Source organism: Pseudomonadota bacterium, assembly GCA_039033415.1.
Taxonomy (GTDB): domain Bacteria; phylum Pseudomonadota; class Gammaproteobacteria; order Xanthomonadales; family SZUA-38; genus JANQOZ01.
The window spans coordinates 91,902-115,084 of sequence record JBCCCR010000023.1 but is presented as its reverse complement, the minus strand read 5'-3'; the positions used below and the strand labels follow the sequence as shown (position 1 = coordinate 115,084).

General features: G+C 61.2%; 16 protein-coding genes. 11 read left to right on the top strand and 5 right to left on the bottom strand.

Annotated features, from left to right (window positions below):
- Window positions 1-262: 262 nt before the first annotated feature.
- The 7 genes from AAF358_18435 (at window position 263) to AAF358_18405 (ending at window position 10,299) form a co-directional block, all read left to right on the top strand.
- Complete coding sequence (locus AAF358_18435) at window positions 263-784, top strand: hypothetical protein (protein ID MEM7707542.1); 522 nt, start codon at window positions 263-265, stop codon at window positions 782-784.
- Between the two features lie 33 nt (window positions 785-817).
- Window positions 818-2,641, top strand: coding sequence for an ABC transporter ATP-binding protein (locus tag AAF358_18430; GenBank protein MEM7707541.1), 1,824 nt, complete (start codon window positions 818-820; stop codon window positions 2,639-2,641).
- A gap of 121 nt (window positions 2,642-2,762) precedes the next feature.
- Window positions 2,763-3,308, top strand: a complete 546-nt coding sequence (locus tag AAF358_18425) for a hypothetical protein (GenBank protein ID MEM7707540.1) — start codon at window positions 2,763-2,765, stop codon at window positions 3,306-3,308.
- A complete protein-coding gene (locus AAF358_18420) occupies window positions 3,298-3,789 on the top strand; it encodes a sigma-70 family RNA polymerase sigma factor (protein MEM7707539.1) in 492 nt (163 codons plus the stop codon). The genes AAF358_18425 and AAF358_18420 overlap by 11 nt, the downstream gene beginning before the upstream one ends.
- Window positions 3,790-3,900: 111 nt before the next feature.
- Window positions 3,901-6,069 (top strand): 1,4-alpha-glucan branching protein GlgB, encoded by a 2,169-nt coding sequence (glgB, locus tag AAF358_18415; protein ID MEM7707538.1) that lies wholly within the window; start codon window positions 3,901-3,903, stop codon window positions 6,067-6,069.
- Window positions 6,066-8,108 (top strand): glycogen debranching protein GlgX, encoded by a 2,043-nt coding sequence (gene glgX / locus AAF358_18410; GenBank protein ID MEM7707537.1) that lies wholly within the window; start codon window positions 6,066-6,068, stop codon window positions 8,106-8,108. Before glgB ends, glgX begins: the two co-directional genes overlap by 4 nt.
- A gap of 121 nt (window positions 8,109-8,229) precedes the next feature.
- Window positions 8,230-10,299 (top strand): S9 family peptidase, encoded by a 2,070-nt coding sequence (locus AAF358_18405; GenBank protein ID MEM7707536.1) that lies wholly within the window; start codon window positions 8,230-8,232, stop codon window positions 10,297-10,299.
- A gap of 189 nt (window positions 10,300-10,488) precedes the next feature.
- Here the strand turns inward: AAF358_18405 and AAF358_18400 are convergent, their stop codons facing one another.
- Window positions 10,489-11,976, bottom strand: coding sequence for a pyridoxal-dependent decarboxylase (locus AAF358_18400; protein MEM7707535.1), 1,488 nt, complete (start codon window positions 11,974-11,976; stop codon window positions 10,489-10,491).
- 446 nt (window positions 11,977-12,422) lie between these two features.
- Here AAF358_18400 and AAF358_18395 point away from each other — a divergent pair, with 446 nt between their 5' ends.
- The 3 genes from AAF358_18395 to AAF358_18385 are packed head-to-tail and all read left to right on the top strand — an operon-like array spanning window position 12,423 to window position 15,702.
- A complete protein-coding gene (locus AAF358_18395; GenBank protein ID MEM7707534.1) occupies window positions 12,423-13,151 on the top strand; it encodes a class II aldolase/adducin family protein in 729 nt (242 codons plus the stop codon).
- A 60-nt stretch (window positions 13,152-13,211) separates the two neighbouring features.
- Window positions 13,212-14,072 carry a creatininase family protein gene (locus tag AAF358_18390; GenBank protein ID MEM7707533.1) on the top strand — a complete coding sequence of 287 codons (861 nt, stop codon included), beginning with the start codon at window positions 13,212-13,214 and terminating at the stop codon, window positions 14,070-14,072.
- A gap of 13 nt (window positions 14,073-14,085) precedes the next feature.
- On the top strand, window positions 14,086-15,702 hold the full coding sequence (locus AAF358_18385) for a hypothetical protein (GenBank protein MEM7707532.1): 1,617 nt from the start codon (window positions 14,086-14,088) through the stop codon (window positions 15,700-15,702).
- A gap of 31 nt (window positions 15,703-15,733) precedes the next feature.
- Here the strand turns inward: AAF358_18385 and AAF358_18380 are convergent, their stop codons facing one another.
- Window positions 15,734-16,537 carry a hypothetical protein gene (locus AAF358_18380; protein MEM7707531.1) on the bottom strand — a complete coding sequence of 268 codons (804 nt, stop codon included), beginning with the start codon at window positions 16,535-16,537 and terminating at the stop codon, window positions 15,734-15,736.
- A gap of 125 nt (window positions 16,538-16,662) precedes the next feature.
- A complete protein-coding gene (locus AAF358_18375) occupies window positions 16,663-17,178 on the bottom strand; it encodes a VOC family protein (GenBank protein MEM7707530.1) in 516 nt (171 codons plus the stop codon).
- Window positions 17,179-17,342: 164 nt separating this feature from the next.
- Between AAF358_18375 and AAF358_18370 the strand changes: the two genes are divergently transcribed.
- The gene (locus AAF358_18370; GenBank protein MEM7707529.1) at window positions 17,343-19,532 is read left to right on the top strand and encodes a DPP IV N-terminal domain-containing protein; all 2,190 of its coding nucleotides are present in this window, start codon (window positions 17,343-17,345) and stop codon (window positions 19,530-19,532) included.
- Here the strand turns inward: AAF358_18370 and AAF358_18365 are convergent.
- The gene (locus AAF358_18365) at window positions 19,529-20,851 is read right to left on the bottom strand and encodes an amidohydrolase family protein (protein ID MEM7707528.1); all 1,323 of its coding nucleotides are present in this window, start codon (window positions 20,849-20,851) and stop codon (window positions 19,529-19,531) included. The two genes, AAF358_18370 and AAF358_18365, sit on opposite strands and share 4 nt — an antisense overlap.
- A 53-nt stretch (window positions 20,852-20,904) precedes the next feature.
- Window positions 20,905-23,172 (bottom strand): TonB-dependent receptor, encoded by a 2,268-nt coding sequence (locus AAF358_18360; GenBank protein ID MEM7707527.1) that lies wholly within the window; start codon window positions 23,170-23,172, stop codon window positions 20,905-20,907.
- Between the last annotated feature and the right edge of the window lie 11 nt (window positions 23,173-23,183).

Here is a 23,183-nt window from a genome sequence, read left to right as displayed (position 1 = left end):
GCGCCAAGAACAAGGCGCATCGCGCCGGCAATGGCCGTAGCCCTTGGCAAGCGATGCAACGCGGTTATTGGTGCCCAAGGGGGCTCCCTTCGGGCGCGCACCACAAGGCCTGGAGCGGCGTTGCGAGCCTTGGCCAGGGAATCACCCTGGCCGGCGGCTCGCGCCTAACTCCAGGGCCTTGTGGACACGCGCTGAAATACAATGAACTTGCCAAACAGGACACTAGCAGCGTGTTGATGACCGACACGAGGGCCTGAACGTTATGAGCGTCGAGCTTCGACCGCTGCCGGATGACGCGCTGCTGCAGCGCTATGCGAACGGCTGGGAAAAGCCCGGTAAACCGCCTTACACCGACTGCTTCGTCCTGCGCTGTGCGAAGTCGGTTTCCCTGGAAGACTACGTCCGGGCGTTCTACACCAGCCCGCTATTCCGGCTTGAGCGTTGGCTGATTCGGCTCGCGGCTCGGCGACCGTCCACCGACCAGCAGGTCGCCGAACTCGCGGCCGCGCAGCGGGAAGACTTTGCGGTCTGGACGGTTGAGGCGCGCCGCGAGCACGAGCTGCTGCTGACAGACCTTGGCGGCCGGACTCGTTCCTGGCTCCGCGTCAGCGCTGCCGGCGGCGGCACCGATCTGTGGTTTGGCTCGGCCGTGCTGCCAAAAGTCGATCGCGACCGCGGGCGTTCGACCCTGGGCTGGGTCTTCTCAGCGCTGCTTGGCTTTCACAAGATTTATTCCCGCGGACTGCTGGCAGCCGCGGCACGCCGGTTGGCTAGAAACGATTAAACTACCTGACGGCTGACCCAGGACGCTCGCCCGATGTTCTCCTACTTTGAGAATCTGCTGAAACCATTTCCGCCGGAACCGCCCGAGCGCCCGCCGTCGACCCTGCTGGCATTCTGCCTACACTACACCCGAGGCGTCTGGCCGTGGGTGCTGCTGATGTCGGCGATTGCAACGCTGACCGCGCTGACGGAGGTGGCCCTGTTTGCGTTTCTTGGCAATCTGGTCGACTGGCTGGCGGACGCCGACCGCGCCACGTTTTGGGAACGCGAAAAACCCCGCCTGATCTTCTACGCCGCCGTGGTTCTGCTGGCCCTGCCGCTGCTGTCGCTGGCGGCCGGTCTAATCCATCACCAGACGATCATCGGCAACTACCCGATGAGGATCCGCTGGCAGGCACATCGCTACCTGCTACGGCAGAGTTTCGGCTTCTACCAGGACGAGTTTGCCGGTCGCATCGCCACAAAGGTCATGCAGACGGCCCTGGGCGTCCGCGAGACGGTTATGAAGCTCGCAGACGTGACGGTCTATGTCAGCGTCTATTTTGTCGGCGGATTGCTGCTGGTGGCCAGCTTTGACCTCTGGCTGGCCGCCCCGTTTGTGGGCTGGCTCCTGGCCTATGTTGCGCTGCTGGCGCGCCTGCTGCCCCAGCTGGGCAAGGTCGCCGAAACGCAGGCTGACGCGCGTTCGATGATGACCGGTCGCATCGTCGACAGCTACACCAACATCATGACCGTCAAGCTGTTTGCTCACGCGGGCCAGGAGGAACGCTACGCCAAAGACAGCATGGTGGGGTTTATGGACACCGTGCACGCCATGATGCGTTTGGTGACCAAAATGGAAGTGTCCCTGCAGATCATCAATGCGCTGTTTTTGTTTGCGGTGGCCTTCACCGCCATCTGGTCCTGGCAGGGTGGCGGGGCCACGGCCGGGGTGGTGGCTGTGGCCGTCGGGATTGTCCTGAGGGTCCATGGGATGTCTCACTGGATCATGTGGGAGATGTCCCAGCTGTTTGAAAATCTGGGCATGACGCACGACGGGATGAGCACCATTGCCAAGGTGCAGACCGTACGAGACAAACCCGACGCTCCGGAGCTTGTGGTGGAGCAGGGAGGTATTGAGTTCGATCAGGTACGGTTTCACTACGGCAAGGACGCGGGTGTTTTCGAGGCGCTGGATCTGTCGATTGCGCCGGGCGAAAAGGTGGGCATTGTCGGTCGCTCCGGGGCAGGCAAAACCACGCTGATGAATGTGCTGCTGCGGCTTTTTGACCTGCAGGGTGGGCAGATTCGAATCGACGGACAGGACATCGCGGCGGTAGATCAGGAATCGCTGCGACGCCAGATTGGCGTGGTGACCCAGGATACCTCGCTGCTGCACCGCTCGATTGGTGACAATATTGCCTACGGTCGGCGCAAGGCAACCCAAGAGGAAATCGAGGCAGCGGCGCGGCGGGCGAACGCCCATGAATTTATTCAACGGTTGACCGACGCCAGCGACCGCGCGGGCTATGAGGCGCACGTCGGCGAGCGCGGCGTCAAACTTTCTGGTGGTCAGCGGCAACGTATTGCTATCGCGCGCATGTTTCTAAAGGATGCGCCGATCCTGGTGCTCGACGAGGCCACCTCGGCGCTAGACTCGGAAGTCGAGGCGGCGATCCAGGAAAATTTAAGTGAACTGATGAGCGGCAAAACCGTGATTGCCATCGCGCATCGGCTCTCCACCATCGCCGCCCTGGATCGCCTGATTGTGATCGAAGATGGCTCGATCGTTCAGCAGGGCAGTCACGAGGAGCTGGTCAGCCAGGAGGGGCTCTACGCAACGCTCTGGCAACGCCAGTCCGGTGGCTTTATCGCCTGATCGAACACCGGCGGCTCGGCGTTTGCCGCCCTGGCTATCGACATAGTCCTGCGGCGACATGCCAATCCGATGAAAGAATTCGCTCGCGCTCGTCTCTAACGGTAAAACAGGAGATGGAACGATGAGCGAACGACAAGACTCAGCCCTGGAGACGCAGCTCGAGCAGCTGCGCAACGTCACGACCGAAACGGCGGCGCAGCGGGTCCGCAGCGGCGTTTCACGCCAGCTGGCCGGCCGTCGACGGGTGGTGCTCCTGGCGCTGGTCGCCACGGCTGTGGCGGCGCTGGCAACCGGGGTTTTTATCGCGCAGCGAGACCCGTTTGGCTATTTTGCGCTGACCTTTACCACCGTGCTGCTGGCGTGGACGGCCCTACGTTTTTCGCGCGAGGCGCGCGAGCTGGCGGAGCTGGGATCAGCCCGGCAGATGCTGACCCGCTGGCGCTCGGATGTGGGTCGCGAGTTGCGGCAGACGCTGCTGGCCCAGCTGGTGGCCTTTCAGTTCAGCCTGTTGACGGCCTGGGTTCTATGGCGTCACGGGCTTGTCGACTATCGCGGATGGATCTACCTGGTGACGGCTCTACTGATCTGGGTTTATGCCCTGTATCAGCTGCTGGTGGTGCGACCGTCGCTCAGGCGAGAGCTGGAACTGATCGCAGATGACCAGTAGCACCACAGGCCTGGAAACTGTCGAGACCTACGCCCTCGATCCGGACCAGGTTTTCCGGGAGCACTATCCGCAGGTCTATCGCCTGGCCCTCAGCATGGCGTGCAACCCGGCGGATGCTGAGGACATCAGTCAGGAGACTTTTCTGGCGGTGTTTCGTGGCCTTAGGGCCTTTCGCGGTGATGCGCGCCTCAGCACCTGGATCTACCGGATTGCCTTGCGCGTGGCCACCCGCTGGCTTGCGCGACGCCGTCCTGTCCGCGAACCGAGCTTCACTGAAGTCCGAGCTGACGCACCCATTCCGATCGACCTGATCAACGCGCTGCAGCGGCTGCCCGTGACCTCCCGCATGATCATTGGCCTGGTCGCGGTGGAAGGAATGTCACACCGAGAGGTGGCCGGACTGCTCGGGATACCCGAAGGCACCGTCGCCAGCCGACTGTTCACGGCCCGGAAGAGGCTAACGGAACTGCTGGCAGGCTGAGCAAGAAACGGTCGGGCATGCGGGGAGTCTGACCGCCGTCTCGCCGGACTGGTCAAGCGCGCGCTGGCGGGCGACACTGCGCAGCTCCGGCGACGAACCACACGGAACACATTGAGAAACCACCAGGAAGAGCTTGCGCTCCAAGCGCTGACCGAGGGTCAGTACGGGGATCCCTTTTCGGTGCTCGGCCCACACCAGCGGGAGGGACAATGGATTGTCACAACGTTCCAGCCGCAGTCCGTTCAGGTTGAGCTGCTGGGTCTTGATGGGGCCGTCCTGGCCTTGATGGACCGGCTTCACCCCGGGGGGCTTTTTGAGGCGACGTTGCCACCCCGTCGCCGGCGCTACCGGCTGCGCTGCACCGACGAAGCGGGGGCCAGCATGACGATGGATGATCCCTACAGCTTCCCCTCGACCCTGGGTGAGATGGATCAGCATCTGCTGGGCGAAGGCACTCACGAGCGTCTCTATGATGTTCTCGGGTCGCAGCTCATGAGCGTGAAGCGGACCGCGGGCACGCGCTTTGCCGTCTGGGCGCCCAACGCGCGGCGGGTCAGCGTGGTCGGCAACTTCAACCTCTGGGATGGTCGGCGCCACGTGATGCGGCACCATGTCGGGATTGGCATCTGGGAAATCTTCATCCCGGGCATCGGTCACGGCGAGCTTTACAAATATGAGGTGATGGACTCGGAGGGCCGGGTGCTGCCGCTCAAAAGCGACCCGCTGGCGGCCAGTCACGAGGGGCCGCCTGGAAATGCCTCGCGCGTCTATCGCAGCACCTACCGCTGGCACGATCAGGACTGGATCAAAACCCGCCCACACCGGACTTCGCTGGATCAGCCGATGAGCGTCTATGAGGTGCACCTTGGGTCCTGGCGGCGCCACCCGGACGGCAGGCCGCTGGGTTATCGTGAGCTTGCTGACGTTTTGCCAGCGTACGTCACGGAGCTCGGATTTACCCACGTCGAGCTCCTGCCCGTAACCGAGCATCCGTTTGAAGGGTCCTGGGGCTATCAGCCGATCGGCCTGTTCAGCCCGACCTTTCGCTGGGGTTCGCCGGATGATTTTCGCCACCTGGTGGACGCCCTTCATCAGACGGGCCTCGCCGTGATCATGGACTGGGTGCCCGCCCATTTTCCAAAGGATGATCACGGCCTGCGCCGCTTTGACGGCAGCGCTCTGTACGAGTATGCGGACCCCAGGATGGGTGAACATGCCGACTGGGGCACGATGGTGTTCAACTACACCCGTACCGAGGTGGCAAACTACCTGATCGCCAGCGCCCTTTACTGGGTCGAGCAGTTTCATATCGATGCACTGCGGGTCGACGCAGTGGCCTCGATGCTTTACCTGGACTATTCCCGAGAAGCCGGTCAGTGGGTGCCCAACGAGCATGGCGGCAACCAGAACCTGGCGGCTGTCACGCTGCTGCAGCGTGTGAATCAGGCGGTGCAGAGCCGCGGCGCTCAAACCCACGCGGAGGAGTCCACCGCATGGCCCGGCGTGTCACACCCGGTGGCCGACGGGGGGCTCGGCTTCACCGCCAAATGGAATATGGGGTGGATGAACGACACGCTGAGCTACATGGGGCAGGACCCGCTCTATCGGTCGCATCACCACGACCGGATGACGTTTGGGCTGGTCTACGCGTTTGACGAGCGGTTTGTCCTGCCGCTCTCGCACGACGAGGTTGTCCACGGAAAACGCTCGCTCCTCGGCCGCATGCCCGGGGACGAGTGGCAGCAGCTGGCCAGTCTTCGGGCGTACCTCACGTTCATGTTTGCCCACCCCGGCAAAAAGCTGCTGTTTATGGGCAGCGAGCTGGCCCAGGCAGCCGAGTGGAATCACGATCATGAGCTTGACTGGGGGCGGTTAGCGCAAGCGGGGCCGCGCGGGGTCCAGGCGCTGGTCCGTGTGCTCAACCGGCACTACCGGGATCTGCCGGCGCTTCATCAGCGAGACTGCCGCTCGGACGGATTCAGCTGGATCAACTGGCAGGATCGTGATCGCAGCGTTTTCTCCTGGTGGCGCCAGGGTGACACCGGCGAACCCGTGGTTTGTGTGTTCAACTTTACGCCGATGGTCTGGCACGACTATCGACTGGGCGTTCCCATCGCCGGCACCTATCGGGAAATTCTGAACAGCGATCGAGAGGAGTTCGGCGGCAGCAATCTCTACAACCGGCCGCTGGCGTCACTTGCTGAACCCTGTGATTCCTGTGATCACAGCCTGGTCCTGACCGTGCCGCCGCTCGCGGGGCTTTGGCTTCAGTCATCTTGACTCACCGCAAGCTCAATCTGGAGACCGGCAGCGCCGGCCCGCTTGGCCCGACAGCCGACGCCAGCGGCACCAACTTTTCGCTCTTTTCGACCTGCGCTGAGGCTGTTGAGCTGTGCCTGTTTGATCCTCGCGGCGAACCGCAGCAAAGTTTCCAGCTCCACAGCACGACCGGCGGACGCTGGCATGGGTATCTGGCCGGCGTGCAGCCGGGTCAGGCCTACGGCTATCGCGTCCACGGTCCTTTTGATCCCAACCGCGGGCTCTTCTGCAATCCTGCCAAGCTGCTCATCGACCCGTATGCCCGTGCCCTGACCGCAGAAGCCGTCTGGTCGCCAACGCTCAGGACGCTGTCGTCTGCGGGTGAACGCTGCGCGCACGACAGCGCAGCCTTTGTGCCCAAGTCGCTGGTCACGCAACCGCCTGACATGACGCCGGTATGTCGGCCGGCAACGCCCTGGTCGGAGTCCATCCTTTACGAGATGCACCTGCGTGGTTTCACGATGCAGTTTCCCCAGCTCAGCGAACGCGAGCGCGGTGTTGTGGCCGGCCTTCGCAACAAGCAGGTATTGGCGTACCTGAAGGCACTGGGCATCACGGCGGTGGAGCTGTTGCCGGTTCATGCCATCTTTGATGAGCCTTTCCTGTTTCCGCTGGGGCTGACCAACTACTGGGGCTACAGCAGCATCAATTATTTTGCGCCGGCCTGTCGCTATCTCGGCGGCGAAGCGCCGTCGGGTTTCCGGGCGATGACCGACGCGCTGCATGACGCCGGTCTCGAGGTCATCCTGGACGTGGTTTACAACCACACTGGCGAGGGGGGCACCGACGGGCCAACGCTCAGCTTCCGCGGTATCGATAATCTGGCCTACTACCGGACGCATCCCGATAACTCCGGCCAGTACATCAACGACACCGGGACCGGCAATACGCTCAACGTCGATCACCCGGTTGTCCGTGATCTTGTTCTAAACAGCCTCCGCTACTGGAGCGAGGTGATGGGCGTCGACGGTTTTCGGTTCGACCTCGCCTCGACGCTGGGTCGAGACGCTGCCGGATTTCGACCTGATCATCCGCTGCTAAAAGCCATGACGTCCGACCCCGTTTTGCGTCACCAGAAGCTGATTGCCGAGCCGTGGGACGTGGGTCCAGGCGGCTATCAGCTCGGCGGCTTCCCTCCGCCCTTTCGGGAGTGGAACGACCGCTTTCGGGATACGCTGCGGGCGTTCTGGCGGGGCGACCGGGACACGGCGGCCGAGCTGGCCCGTCGCCTCCACGGTTCGGCAGACCTGTTCGAAGACAGCGGCCGCGGCGCCCATGCGAGCATCAACTATGTCACCAGCCACGATGGCTTTACGTTGGCTGATCTGACGATGTACCAGCAGCGACACAACGAGGCGAATGGTGAGGAAAATCGAGACGGTCATCAGCATAACCTCAGCGACAACTTCGGCGTGGAGGGGCCGGCGGAGGAGCTCACCGAACCGCGGCGTCAACGTCGCCTAAATCTGCTAGCCACCACGCTGCTGGCGCAGGGAGTCCCGATGCTGCTGGCGGGGGACGAGCTTGGCAATTCGCAGCAGGGGAACAACAACGCCTATGCCCAGGACAACCCGATCGGTTGGGTCAGCTGGGACGGAAGCGATGATGACCCGGCGTTTCTCTCCAGTGTCCGTCGTTTGCTCCACCTGAGACGCCAGCTGGTGCCGCTACAGGACAACGAGTATCGCCACGAGCCCGAGCTGATCCGGTGGCTGAGCCCCGAGGGTGACGTACTGGCGGCGGACCAATGGCACGGACTACGCGCATTCAGCTGGCTGCGCGGGACCTCGGACGAGTCAGGGGATATGGCTGACGGTCTGGCGCTGATCATCAACGGTCAGCACCATCTGCAGCGCTTTGTTTTGCCCGAGCGGTGGGTTGACCGCACCTGGCGTTTGCGCTGGTCCAGTGTGGACCGTGTGTCGTTGCAGGAACCCGGCATCTGGCAGGTGGATGGGGAAGCGGTGTGCTGCCTCACCCTGGAGCGGGGAGACGCATAGACGAGCTCCGGCCCGGTTGACGCGTGGCGCAGGCTGTCGCGTAATGGCGGGCTACGCCCCGGACCGGTTGAGACCGGCCAGTGCGGCGAATTTAATTTGAACACAAGAGGTGGCAGGTCAAGTGAAAAGTCTCTCTAGGCAACAACTGTATTGGGTGCTGGTGCTGGCGCTGAGTCTGCTCCTGCAGCCGCTGCTGGCGATGGCCGAACCGTTCTCCGTGGAGCATCTGGTGAGGCTCAAGCGGGTGGGCGCGCCGCAGCTGTCCCCGGATGCCGGTCACGTGGTGTTTGCGCTACGCAGCACCGATATGGATGCGGATAAAGGCAGCTACGACCTGTGGCTTGCACGAACGGATCGGGAGGAGACGCGCCGGCTGACGTCTCACGAGGCGTCCGACTCGAGCCCGGCCTGGTCGAAGGACGGTCGATATGTGTACTTTCTCTCGTCCCGCAGCGGGTCGTCACAGGTCTGGCGGATTGCCGTCGGCGGCGGCGAAGCGCAGCCCGTGACGGACCTGGCCCTGGACGTCGGGACGTTTCGTCTGGCGGCGGATGACCGCAAGCTGGTGGTGTCCACAGAGGTTTACCTCGACTGTGAAACGCTGGCCTGCACGGTCGAGCGGGACAACGCTGCCGATCAGTTGCCCACCAGTGGCCAGGCCTACGATCAGCTGTTTATGCGCCACTGGGACTACTGGTTGAGCGAAAAGCGCTCGCGCCTGTTTGCCGTGTCGCTGAGCGACGGGGTCGCCGCCGACGCGGAGCCGGTGTTGCTGACGGGCGCGGTGGACGCTGACGTGCCGTCTCGGGTCTGGGGTGGCAGCGAGGAATACGCTGTCTCCGCGGACGGCTCAACGCTGTACTTTGCCGCGCGTCTCCGCGATGCCAAGGAGCCCACGTCGACCAACTTCGATATCTACAGCGCGCCGATGAATGGTGATGGCGCAACGCGAAACCTCACGGAAGACAATCGCGCCTGGGATACGCAGCCGGTGCTGAGCCCGGACGGCAAGTCGCTGTTCTATCTGGCCATGAAGCGACCCGGCTTTGAGGCGGATCGACTCCACGTTATGGTTCGAGACCTGGCTAGCGGCAAAACGCGCGAGCTGGCACCGGGCTGGGATCGTTCGCCCTCGTCTTTGACCTTTGCTGCTGACGGCCAGTCACTGCTGGCGAACGCCACCGACGTGGGCAACAAGACGCTTTGGCGCATCGATCTGAGCGGCGGTGATCCGGTCAAGCTGACCGGGCCCGGCTACGTCAGCGCTGTTGACGTGGGCCCCGGCATGACCGTCTTTGCCAGCGACAGTTTGGCTTCGCCGAGCGAAATCTATGCGCTTAAGGATGGTGAATCCCTACCCCGTCAGCTGACCCGGCTTTCCCAGCCGCAGCTCGCTGACGTGGAGATGGGGGAGTATGAGCAGTTCAGCTTTGCCGGCGCTGGGGACGAGACGGTCTACGGCTGGGTGGTGAAGCCTGCTGGCTACCAGCGCGGCAAGCGGTATCCCGTGGCTTTCCTGATCCACGGCGGGCCCCAGGGCAGTTTCGGCAATCACTTCCACTACCGCTGGAATCCGCAGACCTATGCCGGCCAGGGTTTTGCCGCAGTGTTTATCGATTTTCACGGTTCCACGGGCTACGGTCAGGCGTTTACAGACAGCATCAGCGGTGACTGGGGTGGCGCGCCGCTGACGGACCTGAAGCTGGGTCTGGCGGCTGCGCTGGAACGCTATGATTTTCTGGATGGTGACAAGGTCTGCGCGCTGGGCGCGTCTTATGGCGGCTACATGGTGAACTGGATTGCGGGCAACTGGCCCGATCGGTTCCGCTGCCTGGTCAATCACGACGGGGTGTTCGATACCCGGATGATGTACTACGCAACGGAGGAGCTGTGGTTTCCCGAGTGGGAAAACGGCGGGCCGCAGTATGAGGTTGCAGAAAATTACGAAACCTTTAATCCGCTCAATTTTGTCGATCGTTGGCAAACGCCGATGCTGGTCATCCATGGCGAGCTGGACTACCGCGTGCCGGTCACCCAGGGAATCGCCGCCTTCACCGCCGCCCAGCGGCAAGGCGTTCCGAGTCGGTTTCTGTACTTTCCTGACGAAAACCATTGGGTGCTGAAGCCCAACAATTCCATCCAATGGCATAACGCGGTGAACGGATGGCTTAAGCGCTATCTGTCGGACTAGCAGGATGTTGAAAAAGCCATCCATGGCCCATGATCATTCAGATGGCAACGACGCCAAGTGAAAAATGCGATTTTCACTTGGCTCACATTTTCAATGGCTCTTAGCCATCGAAAATGCCGGCACATCCATGTGCCGAACGCAGCGTGTCGATAATCTGCGTTTTTCGACACGCTGCTAAGCGCTGAGTGTTCAGGCCTCGTCGGCCGGTCGATCGGTATCGAGGTAGGTTGCGAGGCGGTCTAGGCTGCCTCTCATGTCCTCAAATGTCGTGTCGGGGTGAATCGGGCAGAAACGAAAGACGGTCTGATCATCCAGCTCGGTGGTCATGATCAGCGCATGACCGTCGGCCAGCAGCGCCTTCACCGCGGCCTGGATCGGCGCCTTCTCACTCCGCTTAGGATCGCTGGGTGCAAAGGTCACGATGCCCAGGCTCGCCGGCGTCACCACCCGGAAGCTCGGAGATTGGCTGATGAGCCGCTCCGCCTCCTGTGCCGCGTTGACCCCCTGCAGGATCATCTCGCCGATACGGTCGACGCCCTGAGTGAGCAGGTACATCCAAAGCTTGAGTGCGCGGAAGGAGCGAGTAAGCTGGGGGCCGTACTCATAGAAGTTGATTTCGTCTTCGAGCGTCCGGGTGGGGTCACCCGGACCGGTGTTGGCGGCCGCGTGCGATTCGCGCAGATATTCCGCCTGCACGGTAAAAGCGTTCCTTAACAGGCTGCCGTCTCGGAGCAGCAGACAGCCGATTTCGAAAGGTTGAAACCACCATTTGTGTGGGTCGAGGGTCAGGGAGTCTGCCAGCTCGATACCATCCAGCGTTTCATGAAGCTCGGGGCAGACCCGCCCGGCCGCGCCGTAAGCGCCGTCGACGTGCATCCAGAGCTGATAACGATCGCAAATCTCCCGGATCCGACGCAGGGAATCCACCGCGCCGGTATTGGTCGTGCCTGCCGTGGCTGCTACCAGCAGCGGTCGTCGACCCGCGGCGACGTCTTCCGACAATGTCGCTTCCAGTGCCGCACAGTCCATGGTCTGATCGGGTTGCGCCGGTATCGTCCGCTGTTGTTCCGGGGCGAAACCGAGGATGTGGCAGGCTTTGCTGATCGAGGAGTGGGCCTGGCCGGTGGCGTAGAGCGTGAGCTGGCTGTCGTGACCGGCGGAGGGGCCAGTCAATGCGCTTCGCGCCGCATGAATGGCGCTGAGGTTAGCCATAGAGCCGCCGCTGAGAAAAACGCCCCCGGCGCTGGCCGGAAAGCCCATGATTTCTGCCAGCCATTTGAGGGTTGTCGCCTCGACGGCCCCAGCGGAAGAGCCGGCGATCCAGTGGCCAGCGAAAATGTTAAAGCCTGAGACCAGGGCATCAGCGAGTACGCTGATGTAGTTGCTTGGACTGGGGATATAGCCAAAGAAGCGCGGATGGTCGGTGTGGGCGATGGCGGTGAGAATCTCCGTTGCCACCAGATCGAGGACGGTGTCCGGGTCGGTGCCTTGGCGCGGCAGCGACTGGGGTAGGGCGTCGTCCAACGATTTCCGCGACCGTTGGCGATGAACGGGTTTGTCCCGGAGCTCCTCTCGGTGCTCGACAATCATGTCGATCACCCGGTAGCCGAGCCGGCGAAGCTCGTCGACGCTGAGCCCCTCGAGCGCCGAGGCGACGGGTTTGCTTGAGTTGTCCATGGGAAAACGCGTTGGAATCCGGGCTCCATTGTCCCGGTCGCGTCCGATGGCTGCAATCGGCAGACTAGCCGGCCGCGCGATCGGTATTGATCATGTGGCTCCGACGTCAGCGGTGCGCAGTTTTTGAATGGGTGGGCTCTTACAGAACCCAGGTCCAAGACCAGACGTAGGCCGAAAGAACGCCAACCGCCAGCCCAAGCCGCACTAACCATCGATGTCGGGTCTCGGGACGGGATCGGCCAAGTAGGTACATGCGCGGTGCTCCTGATCCAACGGCGGAATGACACTAGATTATTACAAATGAGAATCATTTTCAATAAACATTGGCTTTGACTCACCGGGCGTAGCCGTCAAGGCGGATAATTGGGTTAGGATTAGGCGATATGCAGCACCCGTCCGAAGGCCGGGTGAACGCTTGATCATCCAAACTTCGAGAGGACGATTCGGTGACCCATCCAAGTGAGCAGCTGAGAGTCGATCTTGCCGCGTGCTACCGGCTGATTGCGCTCTATGGCTGGGACGATCTGGTGTTTACTCACGTATCGGCGCGGATGCCGGACGGCGAGACGTTTTTGATCAATCCTTACGGGATGATGTTCGAGGAAATGACCGCCAGCTGTCTGGTGGAGGTAGACGCCAGCGGTAGCAAACTCTCTGACAGCCCTTGGCCGGTCAATCCGGCCGGATTTGTGATCCATAGCGCTGTGCACGAGGTTCGTCATGACGCAGCGTGCGTCCTGCACACCCACAGCAAGGCGGGGGTCGCGGTTTCAGCGCAAGAAAGCGGGCTCCGACCCCTGTCGCAGACGTCCCTATTCCCGTATTCGTCCCTCGCTTATCACGACTACGAAGGCGTGGCGTTAAACGACGAGGAAAAGCCGCGGCTCACGGCCGATCTCGGCGACAACGATTTCCTGATTCTTCGCAACCACGGGCTGCTGACCGTTGGAACCAGCGTGGCGGACGCGTTTCTGAAGATGTATCTGCTGGAAACGGCGTGCCAGATTCAGCTGCTGGCCCAGTCGGGCGGAGAGCCGCTGGTCGACGTGCCGGCGCCGATTGTTGCCGGCATTCAGGCACAGGCTGAGCAGGTGACCAAAGGGTTGGGTGCCGACCTTGTCTGGCCGGGACTGCTCCGCAAGCTCGATCGCCAGGACGATTCCTATCGCCAGTAGCCCCATTGGCAGCACGCTTTTCACGCCGTCTGCGCAACGATGACCCAAGGAAGTTTGCTTATGAAAAGCATGACCCGCACTGCGGCTTCGCTCGCGTTGGCGCTGCTGCTATCAATGAACGGCGCTAACGCTCAGGGTGTCTACCTGGGGGACCTGGCCTGGCCTGAGGCCCGCGAGCGTTTAGTCAGCGCGCCGCTGGTCATCCTGCCGTTTGCCGGCGGAGCAAAAGAACACGGCAGGCATCTGCCGATGAACGCGGATCGGGTCGTGCTGGAACATCTGGTGTCTGTTGCCGTGAGCCAGCGAGACGTGGTCGCGGCCCCCCCGATCCTCTATGGATGGTTCCCCGCCTTTCGCGAGTTTCCCAGCACCGAAATCGAGGACCCGGCGATCTTTCAGCAGTACATGTATCTCGCCGCCAAGTCGCTGGTTGCCAGCGGCGCCCAGCGGGTGGTGTTTCTCAATACCGGCATTCGCCAGGCCACCGGTTTGCCGATTTCCGTGGCCGCGCGGGAAATCCGCGCCGGCTGTGGCGTGCCGGCGCTGGTGGTGTCCTGGGATGATCTGGAAACCAGCGAGGTCGAGCGCTTCCAGGAGCAGGAGTGGGGCGGGCATGCTGACGAGATCGAAACGTCGGTAAACCTGGTGCTTCAGCCCGACAAGGTCGATATGTCGAAAGCCTCACCAGAGATGGGCGCTCCACCCAAAACCTACCCAGGTTACCGCCCTGGCAAACTGCCTGCGCGCCAGCTGTCGGGTGAACCAGGAAGCGGTATTCGAGGAGACCCGACGCTGGCAACGGCTGAGAAGGGTCGCCAGACGCTGGCGATTATGGAGCGCAACTGGCTGGCGGCGCTGGACGGTTTCGCCAATGAGCCGACCCCAGGCTCTGACGGACCCTGCGCGGTCATCAAAAACTAGGAACCGAACCACGATGAGACTCTTGATTTCGGCCTGGCTGCTGCTCCTTTGCCAGGCCACTATGGCGCAGTCGACGCCGAGCTATGACGAGCTCCTGACCTTATTCCAGCAGTGGCGGGAGTTCGAGTCTCCGCCGGTGCTCAGCGGTGCCCCGGACTACACGGCCGCGAGCTTCGACGCTCGGAACCCGCAGTTTCGGGCGCTCCAGGCAAGGCTCAACGAGTTTACGATCGAACAATGGCCAGTCCCCCAGCAGGTGGACTGGCATCTCGTTCGCGCTGAGATGAATGGCTATGACTTCAATCAGCGCGTGCTAAAGCCTTGGGCACGTGACCCAGCCTTCTATAAATCGATCTGGCTATACCGCAGTGACGTTCCTGCCCACGAAGGGCCAACTCATCACGCGGTTGTTGAGCTGTGGACCTATGAGTTTCCGCTGTCTACGGCTGAGGAGGACCGGCTGACCCGGGAGCTGGCGGTCATACCCCCGCTGATGAAGCAGGCAAAAGACAACCTGACGGGCAATGCCCGCGATCTGTGGATTACCGGGATCCGGGATATTCGCGCGCAGCGTGCGGCGCTCGAAAGTCTCAAGTTTCGGCTGGGAGACAGCGCCAGCAAAGATCTAAGGACGGTCATCGATCAAGCCGGGTCAGCCACTAGTGACCTGATCACCTGGCTGGAAGCGCAGGCCCTGACCAAGACCGGCCCGTCGGGTATCGGCAAAGAAAACTACACCTGGTACCTGCAAAACGTCCATCTCGTTCCGCTTTCCTGGGAAGACGAAGTCCGTCTGCTTGAGCGAGAGCTCGCGCGCGCCTGGTCGTCGCTGCGGCTCGAAGAACAGCGCAACCTGGGCCTTCCGCCCCTCAGCGCTGCGAGCAACCCGGAGGAATACAACGCCCAGGCTGAGCAGGCCGTTCAGCGCATCATGAATTTTGTGGAGCGCAAAGAGATCGTGACCGTGACCGACTACATGGCCCCGGCCCTGCGCGCACACCTGGGCAAATTTGTCCCCAAGGAGACACGCAACTTTTTCTGGATCACCGCACACTACGATCCGGCGCCGCTGTTCACTCATTTCTACCACTGGTGGGAGCTGGCCCGGATGGACCGCACGCCTCACCCCAGCCCGGTGCGCCAGGGTGCGCTGCTGTACAACATCTTTGACAGCCGAAACGAAGGCACGGCGACCGGCGTTGAGGAGATGTTTATGCATGCGGGGCTCTACGAAGACAGTCCGCGCTCACGCGAGCTGGTGTGGATCCTGCTGGCCCAGCGGGCGGCGCGGGGCCTTGGGTCGCTTTACGCGCATGCCAACGAGATGACCATGGAGGAGGCCGGGGGCGTGCACATGAAGTGGACACCCCGAGGCTGGATGAAAACCGAAAAGGAGCTCCTGATCTTCGAGCAGCACCTCTATCTTCGTCAGCCGGGTTACGGCACCAGCTACGTGACCGGAAAATACCTGCTCGAGCAAACGCTAGCCGACTATGCCCGCGTTGAAGAAGAGCGCGGCGCGACGTTTTCCATGAAAACGTTTTTCGACGAGCTGAATCGCATCGACAGCATTCCCATCACGCTCGGACGCTGGGAAATGACGGGCGTTAAGGACCCAATTCTGCCCTGAGCAATGGGGAGCAATAGGGACAGGCTCCGGATCAGGGTTCTTCGGAAACTCTGAAAGCGCGGCCGTCCGCCAGAACCAGCGACTGTCCGTCGAACGTGGCCTCAAGCGCCACGTCCATCAGGTTGGTGGCGGAGTCGGTCTCGGCCTCGGACCAGCGGATGACCTGGAGGCTTAAGCTTTCACCCTCCTGCTCGTAGGTGCCATAACCGCTCGTGACCTGATTCTCGCTGCCGTCGACCAGGATGAAATGGTTGTCGACCAATGCCAGCGCCCCGTTTTCCAGTCGGTAAAGCTGCCCCTCACCAGGGCCTACCCTGCTGAACTCCTGAACCGTGCTGGTTCCCATGCCAAAGATGAGGGTCAGGCGTTCGTCCGCGCGGGTTACGGTAACGTCGTGATCGGTGTCCGGCGTAAACGAGATCGGGCTGGCGGTAGTTGGGTCAAGGCTGATGGTCTGCTCGGCCACGAGGTGCATCGAACCGGTTTCCGGCTCCGCCCGATACGGACCGGCGTGGGCCATAGATCCTGCCTGGTCGAACGGTTCACTGTTAAAAACCGCCTGCTGCAGAAACAAGCCGTCCTTGAAAAGGAATATGCCGGTGAGGGGCAGGTCGGTGCCGTCGCGGGTTGTAAGCCCCGTGTAGCGCCAGAGGCCGCTCGTCTTTGCTTCCAGACTCGCGATGGTCTCCGGCATCTTCTGTCCGGCGGGCGGTTCGGCAGTGGCAGGTTCCGGCTGGGACGCTGGCGGGGTTGCGTCAGGTTCGGAGCTGCAGGACAAGAGCCCGAGGCCAAACATCATCAGCAGGGTCGATTGAAGGACTGTCAGATGTCTCATCGCGATGATTACCTTTGCTGCGCCTCAGCGGCCGCGGTCGGTTGTTCATGCCAACTATAGGGGACCGGTCGTTGCATAGCGGCAGCGCAGGTCGTGCGCCCGGTGCAATCCCGGTGAGTTGCGGGTCAGCCGGCGTCGGGCTGCCGCCAGCTGAAAACCTCAACCGTGTAACCACCAGGATCGCTCACGATGAATCCGCGGATCGGGGCGCCGGTGCTATCGGGGCCGGCGTCAGGCGCCGGCAGTGGTTTGATCACGGGCACGCCGCCGCGCTTGAGCAGCTCGTACCAACGATCAACCTCCGAAGTAATCAGGCTGAGCATCACGGGTTTGTCCGGTTTCACCTCGTGGAACCCGTGGCCGTTTTTCACCAGCCCGACCGAGGATCCTTCGGTGAGCCGAAAGATCTTTACCCAGGGTTCGTCCATCGTGAGCTTCAGGCCCAGGGTTTCCCCGTAGAAATGAGTAGCGGCTGCCAGGTCGTCGTAGTACAGAAAAGTGATGGTGCCCTCGAAGGCGTCGACGGGTGGTTGGTCCGCAAGGGAGGCGCCAGCCGGGCTGTCCGCCAAAACGGCAGTGGCGGTGCTGCCGAGCACGCTTAGGGCCAAGACCCGAAGCGCAGCGTAGAGCCTTAACTTCATAACCTAATCCTCGCGTATCTTCCCTTATGTTCACCGCAATCAGTCGTGGCGACAAGGCCGTTGCGGGCAGCGCAATAAGATCGACGCTAGCGGGCAATTGCGGGCCCGTCGGGCGTTCACTATCTTGGGTTGACTCAGTGTTGCTTCAGCCTCAGGACGCCGCCATGAGCTTGACCTACCTTCAACGCTTTCTAGCCGCCTGTCTCCTCCTGACCTCATCTGCCGTGTTTGCGCAGCAGAATCCGGGGCTGCCATTGGAGAGCATTTTTTCGGGTCCAGATTTTGCGATGCAGCGAATAAACAATCTGCGCTGGCACCCGGATGGTGAGTCTTTTAGCTTTGCGCGCCCCGATCCGGACAGCGGTTTGCTGGAGATCATCGAGCAGCGCATCGATCGCGCGGGCGAGACGCGGCGGCTGTCGGCCGACGCCGTGATGCATGACGGAAGTCCCGTAGCGATGTCTTCGTTTGAGTGGACCGCAGACCAGAGTCATCTGCTGATCAGCGGCCCAAAGTCACGAACCTGGGATAGCGTCATCGAGGCGCCTCACTTTATTCATCGCATGACGGATGGTTCTACCTTGGCGCTGGCCGACGGAAACTCGGGTCTTCGCAACGTGGCTCTGTCGCCCTCCGGCACTCACGTTGGCTATGTACTGGACAACAACGTTTATATCGCCTCGCTGGCGGATGGTGCGGCAGTAGCGGTCACAACGGACGGAAGCGCTGACGTGTTTAACGGCATTTTTGATTACGGCAGCACCATGTTCGGCTTCCTGGACGCCTGGAAGTGGTCGCCGGACGGCAAAAAGCTGGCGTTCCTGAGACTCGACGTCACCGACGTCAAAGTCTGGTACATGATTGACGAGCTCGGCAAATATCCGGAGGTTCGACCCCTCAAATATCCCAACACCGATGAAAAACACGCGGTCTATCAGCTGGGGGTTTACGACCTTGAATCGAAGGAAACCACCTGGATGGATGTCGGTGACAACCCCAACGATTATCTGCCCCGCATCGACTGGACACGCTCGTCGGGAACCTTGTCCATCCAGCGGCTTACTAGGGATCACGACAGGCTCGACCTGCTGTTCGCCGATACCGCGACGGGTAAGTCGCGAGTGGTGGTAACCGATAAGGACCCGGCCTGGGTCGATGTGACGACAGACCTTACGTTTTTTGACGCCAGCGATCGGTTTGTTTGGACCTCTGAGAAAAGCGGCTACCGACACGCGTACGTGTACGACTACCAGGGGAGTGAGCGGCAGCTTACAGAAGGTGACTGGGAAATCAGTTCGCTGATCGGGCTCGATGAGTCTGCGGGATTTCTCTATTTTGCCGCTAAGAAGGACTCCTTTATTGATCAGCACGTATACCGGGTCCGGCTGGATGGCGGACCGACAGAAAAGCTGACCGATAAGCCGGGATGGTATGACTGGAGTCCGTCGCCAGATTTCAGCCACGTCGTTCAAGAGTATTCGAGCGCCAGCGTACCGTGGACCTTTACTCTGAAAACGCCGACGAGCTCATCCGGCCGCCTGCTGCTCAAAAATTCGCCCGCCGGGCTCGAGCGCTACGCGGTCCCCAACCCCGAGTTTTTTCAGTTCGACACCGACGACGGCATCACGCTCAACGCCTACATGATCAAGCCGCCGGAATTTGACCCAAGCAAAAAGTATCCGGTGGTCGCGTACGGTTACGGTAACGCCGGCTCGCAGATGGTGGTCAACCGCTGGGGCAGCTCCCGGGGCGTGCAGCGCGATCTGTGGCATCGCTACATGGCCACCCAGGGGTTTATCGTCTTTTGCATGGACAATCGTACGACCGCGGGGCGCGGCAAGAAAGCGAAGAACCTCACCTACGGCGAGTACGGCAAATGGGCCGTGCTCGATCAGCTGCAGGGCGTGAGATATCTCGAAAAGCTGCCCTTTATTGATTCGGAGCGGCTCGGATTTTGGGGCTGGAGCGGCGGAGGCTACCTAACGGCGGCAATGATGACCAAAGGCTCGCCGCACTACAAAGTTGGGGTCAGCGTTGCCCCGGTCATCGATCTGGAGAACTATCAGGCGGTGGGCGTTGAGCGCTGGATGGACCAGCTAGGCGTGAACCAGGCGGGGTACGACGCGGTCAACCTGATCAATTTTGTCGACCGTCTCGAAGGCGATTTGCTGCTGATTCACGGCACCGGGGATGAGAACGTCAAGTGGGCGTTTACGCTGCAGTTTGCTGACGCATTGATCAAGGCGGGCAAACAGTTCGACATGATGGTGTATCCCAACGAACACCACGGCATCGAGGGCGCGCGGCAGCACGTGTACACGAAGATCGCCAGCTACTTCCAGCAAAAGCTTTAGTCATCGGCCAGCTGGTTGCGGTAAATTTTGCCGCCTTTGATCACTAGGCGGACGTCACGCAGCGCCTTGATGTCCTCGGTGGGGTCTGCCGGCAGCGCCACGATGTCCGCGTATTTGCCCTCCGCGAGCGAGCCGATGCTGGCTTCGGCATCCAGCATCCTGGCCGGATTGATGGTGGCAGACTGTAGCGCCTGCAGCGGCGTCATGCCCGCCTCTACGTAGTACTGCGCTTCTCGCGCCGTGGCAAAAGTACCGTCGTTGGGTTCGCTGGGCAGCTGATCAGTGCCCAGGGCAATGTTCAGGCCTTCCTCGATCGCCATTTCCAGCGCTTGCCAATGCAGCTTGCCCACGGAGTTTCGGCGCGCGAGATACCATGACGGAGAACCGATTCGCTCAAAAAACGGCGCGGTTGCGGGTTGGCTGACCACGATGGTGGGCACCAGCCACGTGCCGTTCTTTTTCATTTTCCGAAGGGTTGCGCGGTCCAGGAAATAGCCGTGTTCGATGCTGTCGATTCCGGCGTCGACCGCAATGTTGGTAGCCTTTGGTGAACCCGAGTGGGCAGCTACTTTGCCGCCAAACCGGTGCGCCGCGTCGATAACGGCACCAATTTCTTCCGGTGTCATCAACGCTTCCGCGATGCCGCCGCCCTCGGTAGCGATGCCTCCGGAGATCAGAATCTTCACCCAGGACGCACCGGCACTGAGTTCGCGTCGCGCGGCCTTGACCAGTTCGTAAGGCCCGTCAGCGTACTCGAGACCGGCTTCGGAGCCGTGGCCGCCGGTGATGACGATCGCTTCGCCCGCGCTGAAGATTCTGGGGCCGTCGGATTCCCCTTTGTTGATCGATCGCATCAGCGCAATGTCGCCGTGCCTCTCGTCCCCCGGAATGCGAATGGTCGTAACGCCTACCTGTAGCGACTCCCGGGCCGCTTTTGCCATTCGAAGCGTCAGTGCGCCTTCCGACTCGTTGGCCAGCGCAGCCTGCATCCTGCCCGGCAGTTTGAGCCCCGGGTGGACATGCATGTTCATCATCCCGGGAATGAGCCAATGACCACTGACGTCGAGACGCTGCACGTTGTCTGCCACCTCAACCTCGTCAGCAGGACCGACGGCAGCAATCCGCTCGCCCTCAATGAGGATCACGGCGTTTTTGGTGGTGGCACCGCCGTCAACATCGACGACGGTGCCTCCGACCAGGGCGAAACGATTGGCAGGCTGCGCCGAGGCAATACTCAGCACCAGTGTCAGGACGACAATGCCCGGGAGCTGCCAGGCAAATAGGCGGCGTTGTGGGGTGTGATCCGCGTTATTGGTCATCCCGAGTACCTCTTGGTTTTCAGCTCATGCCTGCGGCGCAAAACGACGGCGGGCTAGAAGCTATAGGTTGCCCGCAAGCCGACACGCCGGAACGATGGCTCGATAAACAGGCCGCCGGCAAACGCCTTTTGGTAGGCGTTTGTGTAGAAGTTGCTATCGAACAGATTCTCCGCGTAGGCCACGATCCGGATGTTGCCGCGCTCGGCGCCGACCCGTAGGTTGAAGTAATCGTAGCTGGGCACATCCCATGGAAATCCCTCGTAGATGAGCGAGGTCGTGTTTGGCTTGATTTCGTCGCGATACACCCACTCAAGACGCCCAAATCCGGACCACTCCGCGTTGTAATCGAAGTTGTACTCAGCGTCGGCACTGGCGGTCAGTTCGGGAGAATTGGGTATCACCCGGCCGTCCAGGACCCGGTTCGCGCCGTCAATCAAGGCGGTGAAGCTGTCGAATTCGGCGTCCAGATAGCCGAGGTTGACGTTCACAAGCAGGCTGTCGCTGAGGATTGCTGTGGTGGTGATTGCGACCCCCCGCGAGGTGGCGGACTCTGCGTTGTTAACTCCGCCAAACAGGATGAAGTCGCCATTATCGTCGATCAGGTTCTCCTGGAATGACACCTGCAGGTCTTCCCAATCCATCACAAACGCTGCCGCATTGAGACGCAGCCGACTGTCAAAGAAGTCGGCTTTCATGCCAATTTCGTAGTTCCACAGCTCCTCCGGATCGAAGGTCTCAGCGTCCGGGTTCGGCGCAATCTGCACGCCGCCGGATTTGAACCCCTTAGAGATGGTTGCGTAAAAGGTCATGTCGTCCGAGGCCTGGTAAGTGGCGGCGAGACGCGGGGAGAAGTCGTCAAAGGTATCTTCCACCGAGAGCGTTTGCTGAAATCCACCGGAGAATCCGGAAATGTCAGATCGCTTGGTCTCTTCGCTGTAGCGGCCGCCGACAGAGACGGTCAAGCGGTCGGTTACATCGTAGTCAAGCTGGCCAAAGATCGCCCAGGTGTCAGACGCGCTGGTGGAGTCTTCGCGGTCGATCAGGAAGAACTCCGGGAGTCCAAAAACCTGCTCGGCGCCGACAAAGGTCCGGTTCGTGTCTTTGCCGTCGTCCTCGGCATAGAGAAAACCCAGATTCCACTGGAGTCGGTTGGGGTTGGTGTTTTGGACGCGAAATTCAGTGCTGATGCTCTCGCGTTCCAGGTTGCGGAACTCGTTAAAGAAGTCTCGGCTGCTGCCGTCGATGTCGCCGTTTAAGAAAAAGTCAGAATCGACAAAGCCGGTGATCGACGTGAACAGCAAATCGTTTCGAGTGTAGTCGACGCGAAACACCGCGTTGCGGACGGTGGTGCCCACCTTCTGGTCCGCATTGAAGTTGGTCCGATCCCGGTTGCCTGGGAAAAAACCGACCTCATCCACAAACGGATCTGAGGCACCGTCACCATCGCGATCCGGAAACTGACCGGAGTAAAGGACGTTGCCGGCAAAGTTGGAAAATACGCCAGACGGCACGCCTTCACGCATGCCAACCGATTCGCCGGCATAGAGATAGGAGGCGTCGATGGTCAGGTTTTCGGACGGGGTAAAGCGGACCGCTCCCTTGATGTACTCATAGTCAGAGTCGTTACCGCCGCCGACGGGATTGATGTTTTCGATATTGCCGTCAGAGGTAATGCTCTTGGCGTTGAACCGGGTTGAGATGGTGTCGCTGATCGGGATGTTGACCACCGCTTCCACGTCAATCGTATCGAAGCTGGACAGGTCGGCCATGAGCGACCCTTCAAATTCGTCGGTAGGCTTCTTCGACGTGATGCTGATTCCCCCTCCGAGCGCGTTACGCCCGAAATAGGTGGCCTGTGGACCCCGAAGAATCTCGATTCGCTCGATATCCATGATTGGCGGATTGATCGTGCTGCCTGCGATGCTGAAGTCGTCGATATAAAATCCGGTGGTAGAGGTGCCGACAAAACCCAGAAAATTGGTGACGCCGCGAATGCTGATCTGTCGCCGTGATCGCGCGCCGTTGCTAATGAAGCTGGCGTTGGGAACCTGAGTGACATAATCACCCACGTCGTCAAACCGAAACTTTTCGATGCTGTCTGCGGTGAACGCTGAGAGCGCGATGGGGACATCCTGCAGATTCTGATCCCGGCGCTGGGCCGTTACGACCACCTCCTCCAGTGATAGCTCGCTGTCGTCCTGAGCGAAGCTGGGCGCGGCAACGAGACCGACCACGGGCGTCAGCAGGACCGAAGTCCAGGACAACCGCCGGGGCGCGCGGGTGCTTCGTCGTGCTTGCGTCGTTGCTCTTTTGCGTTTCATGGTTTCTTCCT

Coding starts and splice junctions, on each gene's coding strand:
- AAF358_18370 (MEM7707529.1), top strand. CDS start 17,343: ATGAGCTTGACCTACCTTCAACGCTTTCTAGCCGCCTGTCTCCTCCTG.
- AAF358_18420 (MEM7707539.1), top strand. CDS start 3,298: ATGACCAGTAGCACCACAGGCCTGGAAACTGTCGAGACCTACGCCCTC.
- AAF358_18375 (MEM7707530.1), bottom strand. CDS start 17,178: ATGAAGTTAAGGCTCTACGCTGCGCTTCGGGTCTTGGCCCTAAGCGTG.
- AAF358_18380 (MEM7707531.1), bottom strand. CDS start 16,537: ATGAGACATCTGACAGTCCTTCAATCGACCCTGCTGATGATGTTTGGC.
- AAF358_18360 (MEM7707527.1), bottom strand. CDS start 23,172: ATGAAACGCAAAAGAGCAACGACGCAAGCACGACGAAGCACCCGCGCG.
- AAF358_18400 (MEM7707535.1), bottom strand. CDS start 11,976: ATGGACAACTCAAGCAAACCCGTCGCCTCGGCGCTCGAGGGGCTCAGC.
- AAF358_18385 (MEM7707532.1), top strand. CDS start 14,086: ATGAGACTCTTGATTTCGGCCTGGCTGCTGCTCCTTTGCCAGGCCACT.
- AAF358_18425 (MEM7707540.1), top strand. CDS start 2,763: ATGAGCGAACGACAAGACTCAGCCCTGGAGACGCAGCTCGAGCAGCTG.
- AAF358_18430 (MEM7707541.1), top strand. CDS start 818: ATGTTCTCCTACTTTGAGAATCTGCTGAAACCATTTCCGCCGGAACCG.
- AAF358_18365 (MEM7707528.1), bottom strand. CDS start 20,851: ATGACCAATAACGCGGATCACACCCCACAACGCCGCCTATTTGCCTGG.
- AAF358_18390 (MEM7707533.1), top strand. CDS start 13,212: ATGAAAAGCATGACCCGCACTGCGGCTTCGCTCGCGTTGGCGCTGCTG.
- AAF358_18435 (MEM7707542.1), top strand. CDS start 263: ATGAGCGTCGAGCTTCGACCGCTGCCGGATGACGCGCTGCTGCAGCGC.